Origin of the sequence: Streptomyces sp. NPDC005017 (genome assembly GCF_042873115.1) — a bacterium.
Classification (GTDB): Bacteria; Actinomycetota; Actinomycetes; order Streptomycetales; family Streptomycetaceae; genus Streptomyces.
Genome location: NZ_JBIALD010000010.1, coordinates 282,390 through 292,098 on the forward strand (window position 1 = coordinate 282,390; position 9,709 = coordinate 292,098).

Consider the following 9,709-nt stretch of genomic DNA (forward strand, 5'->3'; position numbering starts at 1 on the left):
ACCGTTACCTGGCGCCCGCGCCCTTCTCCGCGATGCGGTAGATCCGGTGGCTGTCGCGGGCGATGTCGACGACCAGGCTGGTGGTGCCGCTGCCCCAGGTGAGGGTGACGACGGCCTCGGTGCGGTTGCCGACGGTGCCGTTGTCGGTGACCTTCCAGGCGAGCGGGACGTTCTGGGCGCGCAGGACGCCGTCGGCGTGCTCCCGGTTCTCCCAGGCCGCCAGCTGCTTCTGGAGGGCCGGCGTGAGGTAGTGGCCGCGCAGGGCCTTCGCCAGGCTGCCGCCGCCCTCGTCGGACCTCGCGTCGGTGTAGGCGCCGTAGAAGTCGGCGATGCGCGTGATGTCGTCCGTCGGCTTGCCGCCGACACTGCGCGGGGCTCCGGCGGAGGCCTGGACGGTGGCGCCGAGGCCGAGGGCGACGGCGAGGAAGCCGGCGGTCAGCACGGCGCGGGTCTTGCTGCTCATGTGTGTGTTCTCCGTGGTTCGAGTGGTCTGAGTGGGTCGGAGTGGTGCAGCGGCCGGCGCGTGCCCCGGGCGATGCGGAGCCGCGCCGGTTCGGCGCTGTCGGTGGTCGAGGGCCGCCCTCCCCACCCCCGTGGCGGAGGGCGGCCCTGGTCATGTGGCCGATGGGCGTGTGCACGGCCGTGACGGTCCTGCCGTCACGCCCGACGGATCACGCCCGCTCGGACGGCCGCGGGCTCGCCCCGCCGCCGGTGTCCCGGCGGGAGGAGCGGGCCTGGGCGGGTGGGCTCGGGCATGGTTGTCCCCCGTGGATGAGTGCATGGATGTCGTCCGTCGCCCGCCGCCGGTTGGTCCGGCCCCGGTCGGTGCGACACCAAGAGCATCGGGCGGCACGACGGCCCGGCGCAACGCCGGACGCCCCCGCGGCGGGCATGGAACCATCCCAGCCCATCTGACGTGCAGATACATGGGCCGCCTGGGACACAGGGACACGAGGGAGACGGAGGAACGGTGCCGACCGGGGACGACGTCGAGCAGTTCGCCGCGCTGCTGCGCCGGCTGAAGGACCGTACGGACCGGAGCTATGGCTCGCTGGCCCGGCGCCTCGGCATGAACACCTCCACGCTGCACCGCTACTGCGCGGGCGAGGCGGTCCCGCAGGACTACGCCCCGGTGGAGCGCCTGGCCGCCTTCTGCGGGGCGACGCCGGAGGAACGCCTCGAACTGCACCGACTGTGGCTGCTCGCGGTGGCTGCACGGCAGCGGGGGCGGGTGGGGGAGGGGGTGGTGGAGCCGGAGGCGGCGGAGCCGGTGGAGCCGACGGTGTCTGCCGAGCCGACGGTGTCTGCCGAGCCGACGGTGTCCGCCGAGCCGACGGTGTCTGCCCAGTCGGCGGGCGGCCCTCCCTCAAGCGGCCTTCCCTCAGACAGCCCTCGCTCGACGGCCCGGCCGGAAGCATCCCGCTCGACCGGACGACCCTGGTACCGCCGACGCCGCACCGCCGTGAGCGCGGCCGCGGCGGCCGTACTGCTGGCGGCGGCGCTGGCCAGTCTGCCGACGCTGTCGGCCGACCGCTCGCGCCACGACTCCGCTAAGGCCCCCGGCAGCTCCCGTACGACGGGAACCGAACCGTCGACGGACAGCGGGACCGGCGAGAAGCCGGACAACGGGACCGGCAACATGACCGGCGGCGGGAGCGGCGCTCCCACACCGGCGGACGCGCCGCTCACCTGGACCGCCGACTCCCAGGTCTGGGAGGGAGGCTGCGGGCACGACTACGTCATCGAGAAGGAGCCGGCCCGGGTGCCCCCGCCCCCGGTGGAGCAGGACGCCGAGGCGTGGGCGGCGACGCAGGGGGCGGTGCCGGGACGGCAGACGATGGTGCGGATCTCGGTGCAGGGGAAGTCGTCCACGGCCGTGGTCCTGGAGGCTCTCCGGGTACGCGTAGTCAGCCGTGGCACCCCGGCCCCCGGCAACGCGTACGCCATGGGCCAGGGCTGCGGAGGCGACCTGATGCCCCGTGAGTTCTCCGTGAACCTGGACGTCGACCGCCCGATCGTCCGCGCGCGTTCCGGCGGCGACACCGCGACGCCCCTCCCCGTGGTGCGGTTCCCCTACCGCGTCTCCGCCGAGGACCCGGAGGCGTTCCTGGTCACCGCGGTGACCGAGGACTACGACTGCGCCTGGTACCTGGAACTCGACTGGTCCTCCCAGGGCCGCAGCGGTACGGCCCGCGTCGACGACCACGGCCGCCCGTTCCGCACCAGCGGCATCAAGGGCCTGCCCCACTACTGGTTCGGAACCGGCGGCGACGGCGCGCGGCAGTGGGTGCCCCTCGACGCGTAGACGCCTGGACGCCGAAGGCCCGCCCCCTCCGAGTCCTCGGAAGGGACGGGCCGTCGCGCCGGTGCCCCGGCAGGATGCGCCCCCGCGGCACCGGGGCCGGGGGAGACTTCAACAGCCGAGGCCGGTCAGGTCACTTCGACATGATGAAGTCCAGTGCGTAACCGGGAGCGGTCGTCCAGTAGGTGACGCGCTGACCGTCGTTGGCGTACAGCGTCTCGACGGGCATGGGGACGTCGATCGGCCCGCCCACCCTGCTGCCGGGCTTACGGCCCTGGAGGCCGAGCGTGATGCTCTTCGCCTCGTACTCGTCCATGGGGCCGTTGACGAGCAGGGCGGCGTACGCCTCCTCACCCGGGGCCAGGGTGACGGGCACTCCCGGGTTCGGGTCGCTCTCCTTGATCACGGGGGCCGTGGTGCGGCCGGCGCCGAGCCGGACGAGGGGGTAGCGGTAGAGGTTGCACTTCTTGTCACCGGCGTTCTGGACGGTGAGGAGAAGGTGCCTGGCGTCCCTGCTGTCCGCGGGCTCCTTCACGGCGGACACCCCGAGGACCTCCTGGGAGCAGGCTGCGACGGTGGCCTTGGCGGCCTTGGCGGCGACCGTCCCCGGCCCGGCGGTGGAGGCCGCCTGTGCCGACACACCACACCCGAGAGCCAGGACGAGACCGGTGACCACGGCGGCGCGGCGGCCCACAAGAGACTTCACGTTCATATGAGTGTTCCTTTTCTGATCGGTAGGAGGTCGCACGCGCCCGCCGCCCGGTCCTGCGGACCCGGGTACGGGTCGGGGTGTCGTGGCGCTACCGGGCGGTCGGCCGCTTCAGCCGGTGCGACGGCCACAGCGTCGAACGCGGCCCGCCCCTGGGACAACGGCGTTCCGCCGACCTGCGACGGCGGAACGATCCCACCCCCGGCCACCTGCGGAAACAGCGAAGCCTGGGATGCCCGTCCGGGACGGGAACCCATGGGGAAGGAGGCCCGGCACAACGCTGGAACCGCCCCGGCCGTACTGACGTGCAGGTAGCGGGAGTACCTGGGGCGCCGCCCCGGGCAGGGGCAGGGCGGCACAGGCCGACGCACGGAGGCGAGTACGGAGCACATGGACGCGATCCACGACGAGGTAGCGGAGTTCGCGTTGCTGCTGACGCGTCTGAAGGAGCGCACGGACCGCAGCTACGCGGCGCTGGCCGGCCGCCTGGGCATGAGTGCCTCCACGCTGCACCGTTACTGCGCCGGAGAGGCGGTCCCCCTGAGCTTCACCGGGATCGAGAGGTTCGCCGCGCTCTGCGGAGCCTCGCCCGAGGAACGCGTGGAGTTGCACCGCAGATGGATCCTGGCAGCCGCGGCACGGCAACGACCAGGCACGTCCGACGCCCGGCGCCCACAGACGCCGCAACACACGACGAGCACTGCGACATTGGCGGCTTCGGCAGCATCCGCGAGCCCCGGCAGCCAGGCGAAGGAGGCCGAACGCCCCCGCCGAAGGCCCTCCCGATCGATGGCACTGGCGGCGGTGCTCGCCGTCGCACTCGCCGGCCTCACCACATCCGCCGCCGGCCCCCACCCAGGCGGTGGTGGACCGTCGGCCTCCGCCCGCACCGCGCCGGGACCCGCGGCGCCGGCCCCGTTGACCTGGACGGCCGACTCCCACCTCTGGCAACTCGAATGCGACCACGACTACGTCATCGACAAGCCGCCGGGGCAGGTCCCGCCGCCGCCGACCCCGCAGGACGCCGAGGCGTGGGCGGTGTCCCAGGGGGCGGTGCACGGACGCACCACCAATCTGCGGATCTCGGTGCAGGGACGGGGCAGCGCGGCCGTCGTCCTGGAGGCCCTGCATGTGCGCGTCGTCGACCGCACCACCCCGGCGGCACCCCAGGGTGCGGCGTACTCCATGTACGAGGGCTGCGGCGCCGTCCTGATCCCCCGCCACTTCGCCGTGGACCTCGACGCACGCCGCCCCCTGGCCCGCTCCAGGCCCGGCAACGACCCGGACAGACCGACTCCGGCGATCGACTTCCCCTACCGGGTGTCCCTACGGGAGCCGGAGGTCCTGCTCCTCTCCGCGGGCACCGCGTCCTGCACCTGCGACTGGTACCTCGAACTCGACTGGTCCTCCCAGGGCCGGAGCGGCACGGTACGCGTCGACGACCACGGCCGCCCGTTCCGCACCACGGGCATCAAAGGGCTACCGCACTACTGGTACCGCGACCCCGCAGGCTGGATCCCCATGACCACCGCGAACTGAGGGTCACCGGAAGAGCTGCGGAACCAGGCAGACCTCCAGAGGCTCCTCCGGCCGATCGGCCCAACGCCACCAGAGATGCCGCCCCGCGCACCTCCACAACGCCCGGCAGCCCCGCCGACCGTCGTCCTCCCGCCTGACCAGGACGAGCCCACCGGACTCCATGGCCCGACCGCACTCGGGACAGCCAGGGGCGTCATCGACCATACGCCGCACCCTAGGGCCCCTCCCACCTGCGACGACAGCCCTGGAACCGGCTAGGTTGCCCGGAGTTGAGCCAGTAGACGTTTCCACAGGTCAGCTGCCTGACGGCGGTTGCCGGTGCGCTTCCATCCGTAGGCCACGTTTCCCGTGCAGGCGCTGACCGCGACCGGGTCAGTCGCCGTGGTAGAGGCGAACTGGATCGATCAGCTGGACGGTGGGGTCGTTCTCGGCGAGGTGGCGCAGTTCGTCGGTGAAGCCGGTGCCGCTGTAGCACTGCAGCCGGGTGACGTCGGTGGCGGTGCCGCGCGCGGTGAGGAGAGCACGGACGTGCTGGAGACGTTCGAGGTGGCCCTTTCCCATGACGTCGTTCCATTGGGCTTCGCCGATGGCGAGCAGTGTTTCGCGGCCGCCGTCGGTCTCGCCGTGGACCGCGACGTCGACTTCGTGGCTGGTCTTCGCGGCAGGGTCGTTGACGGTCCCGCTGGCGACCCTTGTGACCCGCCCGCCGTGGGTTGCGGGGGACGTGTGCCAGCGGGCCCATTCGCGGCAGACCTGTTCGAAGTGCGGGCCGACAACCTTGCCTCGGAAGGCGGACTGGGCGCGGCGCCAGACGGCGGGGGCGCGTCCGGGGCGCTCCAGATCGCCCCAGGCGGGGCGCATGACCGCGTGGTGGAAGGCGAGGAGAGGTTCGGCGATGCGGTAGGCGGAGCGGTTGCGGCGGAAGGCGTCGGCCTCGTGGGTGATCATGCCGACGTTTTGGAGGACGCTGAGCGGGTGGGCGAGGTCGGTGGACTTGCGGCCGAGGTGGTCGGCGATGCCGCCACGTGCGGTGTTTCCGGCGGCGATGGCGGCCAGGACGGAGTGGTAGAGCGCGGTGTCGTGGAGTTCGGGTTCCTCTGCGAGCAGGTAGCGGGCCTCGCGGAAGAGCGGACGGGCGGGATTGAGTACGGCGCGGGCGACCCAGGCGTCGAAGTCGTGGGGCCCGGCGGGGGCGTCGCCCTGGGTGAACTCGCGGCGGTAGGCGGGGGTGCCGCCGACGACGGCGTGGGTGAGCAGTGCGGTGCGCGGGTCGGTGATCTCCCAGAACTCGGCGGCGAGGCGGAAGTCCAGGGTGGGGACGACGAGTTCCAGGCCGGCGCGGCCGCGCAGCGGGGCGTTGCCGGCGAGGAGTCCGCCCATGAAGGACAGTGCGGAGCCGCACAGCAGGAGCCGTACGGGGGTGTTGACGTGCTGGGCGGCGGGGTCGAGCGCGCGCTGGATGATCGAAGGGAGAGCGGGGGAGGCCTTGGCGAGGAGGGGGAACTCGTCGATGACCGCGACGGTGGGGCCGCCCCTGTCGGCGATGCGCATGAGCTCGGTGACCGCCTCGTCCCAGTGGGCGAAGCGGAACGGGGTGGGCTGGTCGCGGTGGCGGGCGAGGGCTTCGCCGAACTGGCGCAGGGCGTCGGCTTCGGTGGTCTCGGTGGCGGTGAACATGAAGCCGCCGCTTGCCCGTGTGACGGCGTCCAGGAGGAAGGTCTTGCCCTGGCGGCGGCGGCCGGAGACCACGCCGAGGGTGGCACGCGGTCCGGGCAGGGCGGCGAAACGGGTCAGCTCGGCCCACTCGAAGTCGCGGTCGGACATCTCGGCGGGTTTGTCCACTGCGCACCTCTGTACGGATAGATGCGCTTTTATATCTAGACTTATTCAAGCTTTCCCCATGCGGGCGCGCCCGGCGTCGGCCAGGAGGGCGCACCGCATCGGCGGGATGACTGCACATGGGCGCTGACCAGAAGTAGATGTCAAAGGCCCCGGACCAAGATCGGTCCGGGGCCTTTGCGCTGGTGCCCCCGGCAGGATTCGAACCTGCGACACCCGCTTTAGGAGAGCGGTGCTCTATCCCCTGAGCTACGAAGGCAAGGCGGTGCGCGCATGACGAACGCCGCCGCCGACAGTGTAGCGGGTGGTCGTTTGCGGGGTCGGGGAGTTAGGGCCGGGCCGGGGAACGGGAAGCTCCCAGCCCCGTCCAGGAGCCCGATCCGAGGTGCCGCCCGATCCGATCCGTTGGGCGGCGTCCGGTCGCCCGGGCCTCGGCATGCCGCTCAAGCCCCCTTACCCCCGGTCGCCCGAGACCCGCTCACCCCCAGCCGCCCAAGACCTCCTCACCCCCGAGTGACCCGTACCCGGTAGACACCCTCCAGGTCCGCGCCCGCCACCTTGATCGTGATGCTTCGGGTCGGGTCCTTGAAGGTTTCGCCGGGGGAGAAGGGGGCGTCGGAGAGTTCGGCGTGGACGTTGGGGCTGCGGGTGCAGCCGCCGCTGTCGCGCTGGGAGTCGTAGACGCGGATCGGGCCCTGGCCGGTGTCGACGTCGGCGTCGACCTTGTAGATCAGGACGCCGGGGCGGCAGATGGACTCGTCGTTGCCGCCCCGGGTGCGCAGTTCGACGGCGTAGCCGGTGCGTTTGTCGAGGGGGACGAAGACCAGCTTGGCGCCGCCGGTGGTGGAGAGGGGGGTGAGGGCGTGCTCGGTCGTGCCCCGGGCGGCCGCGCAGCTGATCTGGGAGGTGTCCAGCCAGCCCAGCTTCCACTTGTGCCAGCCGAGGAAGTCGTTGTTGGCCCCCCAGTCCTCGCTCATGATGTCCCAGTGGCCGACCGCGCCCCCGCCCTCCTGGGTGTAGAGGTCGGGCAGGCCGAAGACATGGCCGTTCTCGTGGGGGAGGACGCGGTAGCCGGTGCGGTCGTAGGAGCCGGAGCCGTCGTCCTGGCGGGAGTAGACGAAGGACGCGTTGGCGACGGGGACGCCGTCGGCGACCGGGGCGTCGGTGTTGCCCGCGAAGGTCACCGACAGGACCGTGTCCAGGGCGGAAGGGCCCGCGTTGGGGGTGACCAGGACGTTCAGGAGGTCGTATGAGCGGAAGTCGACCCTGGGGTCGGCCGAGGTGATGATGTCCTGGACCAGGCGCCGGTAGCCGGGGTCGAAGGGGGCGCCGCGCTCTATGCCGTACTCGGCGAACGGCTTCGGCATCCGCAGCCAGCCGGTGATCGGCGCCTCGGGGCGGTAGTCGAGCCTGCCGTAGCTGGCGGTGCGGAACCAGTGCTGGGTCTGGGGGAAGAACTCCCGGAAGCGCTCCAGGGCGGGTCCCTCGCCGGGCGCGTCGGAGAAGTCGATCATCAGGGTGAGGGCGCGGACCGTGCCCGTGGAGGGGGAGTAGCCGGCCGGCGTCGGGACGCCCTCCGACATCTGGACCTCGGCGCCGCCGTTGATCATGCAGGGCGCGAGGGCCGAGGAGCGCGCCAGCGCCGCGGGGCCCGGGCCGGATGCCGTACCGCCGAGCGTCAGGCGGCCGGCGCCCGCGGAGGTGCTGACCGCGAGGGTCAGGGCCGTCACGGAGGCGAGGGCGGCGGCGCGGCGCCGGCGTATGTGGCTGGTCGGCTGCGGCTGCATGCGGGGGCCCTTCGGTCTCCGGGCAGCCGCCGGTCACCGGCTGCACCCTTTCGATCACCCTGTGCCGGGGGATCGGGGTGCGCTCGCTGGGGGAGACCGATCGTGCGATTCCCGCTCCGGCGTTTGTGACTCAGGTCACATGGGATCTTTCGGGAGTCGGGAAATAAGCGGGGAGCCCATCCCCGTTTAACCGTGCGTACGGCGAAACGGGGATCCAGTCCCCGGATCGGGTCGAAGGGTCACCGCCCCAGGGTCATCGAGGGGCATCGCCCCAGGGTCCAGGTCCGGTCCAGGTCCCGGTCGCCGGACACCCCGGCGGAGCGCGAGCCCCGATCGGACAGAGAACGAACCGAGCAGGAACCCGGAACCAGCCGAACCGGCCGAGTACGAACCGAACCCCGAGCACGAACCGATCCGATCCGACCGAGGAGTACGCCGTGACGACGACCGCCGCCACCCCAGTGCGCCGCCCGGCGATGCGGCTGCGTGCCGACGCCCTGCGCAACCGGGAGCGGATCGTCTCCGCCGCCCGCGAGATGTTCGTCGAGTTCGGCCCGGATGTGCCGCTCGACGAGATCGCCCGCCGGGCCGGCGTCGGCAACGCCACGGTGTACCGCAACTTCCCCGACCGCGACGCCCTGGTGCGCGAGGTCGTCTGCTCCGTCATGGACCGTACGGTCACGGCGGCCGAGGACGCGCTCGCGGAGACCGGGGACGCCTTCGAGGCACTGGAGCGCTTCACGCACACGGCCGCGGACGAGCGGATCAGCGCGTTGTGCCCCATGATCCAGAGCACCTTCGACCAGAACCACCCGGACCTGGAGGCCTCCCGTCTGCGGTGCGAGGAACTCGTCGAGGCGATCATGGACCGCGCCAAGGAGGCCGGCCAGCTCAGGCCCGATGTGGGCTTCGGCGACCTGATGGTCGCGGTGGCCCAGCTCAGCAGGCCCCCGGCCGGTGCCGCGTGCCTGGACGTCGACCGGTTCGTCCACCGCCATCTTCAGCTGTTCCTCGACGGGCTGCGGGCTCCGGCCCGCTCCACCCTGCCGGGGAAGGCTCTGACCATGGAGGACCTGCGCAAGGCCTGACCGATCAGTTCAGCGCTCCACTCCAGTCATCACTCAGACGACAGTCATCACTCAGGCGCCAGTCATCACTCACGCACCACGCATGACGAGCTCGCGGCGACCGGCCGCCGAGCCGTCCCCGACCACGCACTTTTCACCGGACACGTCGACCTGACACGTCCGCTCGATACGACCCGATTCTTCCGTCACGAAGTCCCGAAGTGGGTACCTCCATGTCTGAAACAGCTTCCAAGGCCGCCTCCCCGGCCTCCCCCGCGCCCGATCCGGGCCGCTGGAAGGCTCTTGTCTTCATCGCTCTGGCGCAGTTGATGGTCGTGCTGGACGCGACGATCGTGAACATCGCGTTGCCCTCGGCCCAGCAGGATCTGGGGATCTCGGACGGGAACCGGCAGTGGGTGGTGACCGCGTACGCGCTGGCGTTCGGTGGTCTGCTGCTGTTCGGCGG

7 protein-coding genes, 1 tRNA gene and 1 pseudogene are annotated in these 9,709 nt (G+C 71.9%); 4 read left to right on the top strand and 5 right to left on the bottom strand.

The features are described 5' to 3' along the window. Nucleotides 1-4 precede the first annotated feature (4 nt). On the bottom strand, nucleotides 5-463 hold the full coding sequence (locus tag ACFYR0_RS18165) for a hypothetical protein (RefSeq protein WP_389328438.1): 459 nt from the start codon (nucleotides 461-463) through the stop codon (nucleotides 5-7). 507 nt (nucleotides 464-970) lie between these two features. On the opposite strand from ACFYR0_RS18165, the gene ACFYR0_RS18170 reads away from it, so the two are divergent. After that, nucleotides 971-2,305: a helix-turn-helix domain-containing protein gene (locus ACFYR0_RS18170; RefSeq protein WP_389328441.1), complete on the top strand. Its 1,335-nt coding sequence runs from the start codon at nucleotides 971-973 to the stop codon at nucleotides 2,303-2,305. Nucleotides 2,306-2,435: 130 nt separating this feature from the next. Here ACFYR0_RS18170 and ACFYR0_RS18175 read toward each other — a convergent pair whose 3' ends face one another. After that, complete coding sequence (locus tag ACFYR0_RS18175) at nucleotides 2,436-3,014, bottom strand: DUF4232 domain-containing protein (protein ID WP_389328444.1); 579 nt, start codon at nucleotides 3,012-3,014, stop codon at nucleotides 2,436-2,438. Between the two features lie 387 nt (nucleotides 3,015-3,401). On the opposite strand from ACFYR0_RS18175, the gene ACFYR0_RS18180 reads away from it, so the two are divergent. After that, the gene (locus tag ACFYR0_RS18180) at nucleotides 3,402-4,550 is read left to right on the top strand and encodes a helix-turn-helix domain-containing protein (protein ID WP_389328448.1); all 1,149 of its coding nucleotides are present in this window, start codon (nucleotides 3,402-3,404) and stop codon (nucleotides 4,548-4,550) included. A 372-nt stretch (nucleotides 4,551-4,922) separates the two neighbouring features. On the opposite strand, the gene ACFYR0_RS18185 is transcribed toward ACFYR0_RS18180, so the two are convergent. The 3 genes from ACFYR0_RS18185 to ACFYR0_RS18195 form a co-directional block, all read right to left on the bottom strand. Next, complete coding sequence (locus ACFYR0_RS18185; protein ID WP_389328476.1) at nucleotides 4,923-6,374, bottom strand: ATP-binding protein; 1,452 nt, start codon at nucleotides 6,372-6,374, stop codon at nucleotides 4,923-4,925. 198 nt (nucleotides 6,375-6,572) lie between these two features. Next, a tRNA-Arg gene (locus ACFYR0_RS18190) sits at nucleotides 6,573-6,648 on the bottom strand. A 244-nt stretch (nucleotides 6,649-6,892) separates the two neighbouring features. Beyond that, entirely contained in the window at nucleotides 6,893-8,176 is a 1,284-nt protein-coding gene (locus ACFYR0_RS18195) for a M6 family metalloprotease domain-containing protein (RefSeq protein WP_389328451.1), read from the bottom strand. A 476-nt stretch (nucleotides 8,177-8,652) separates the two neighbouring features. Here ACFYR0_RS18195 and ACFYR0_RS18200 point away from each other — a divergent pair, with 476 nt between their 5' ends. Beyond that, nucleotides 8,653-9,264 carry a TetR/AcrR family transcriptional regulator gene (locus ACFYR0_RS18200; RefSeq protein ID WP_389328479.1) on the top strand — a complete coding sequence of 204 codons (612 nt, stop codon included), beginning with the start codon at nucleotides 8,653-8,655 and terminating at the stop codon, nucleotides 9,262-9,264. Between the two features lie 212 nt (nucleotides 9,265-9,476). Further along, a pseudogene (locus ACFYR0_RS18205) lies at nucleotides 9,477-9,709 on the top strand (MFS transporter); the annotation flags it as partial.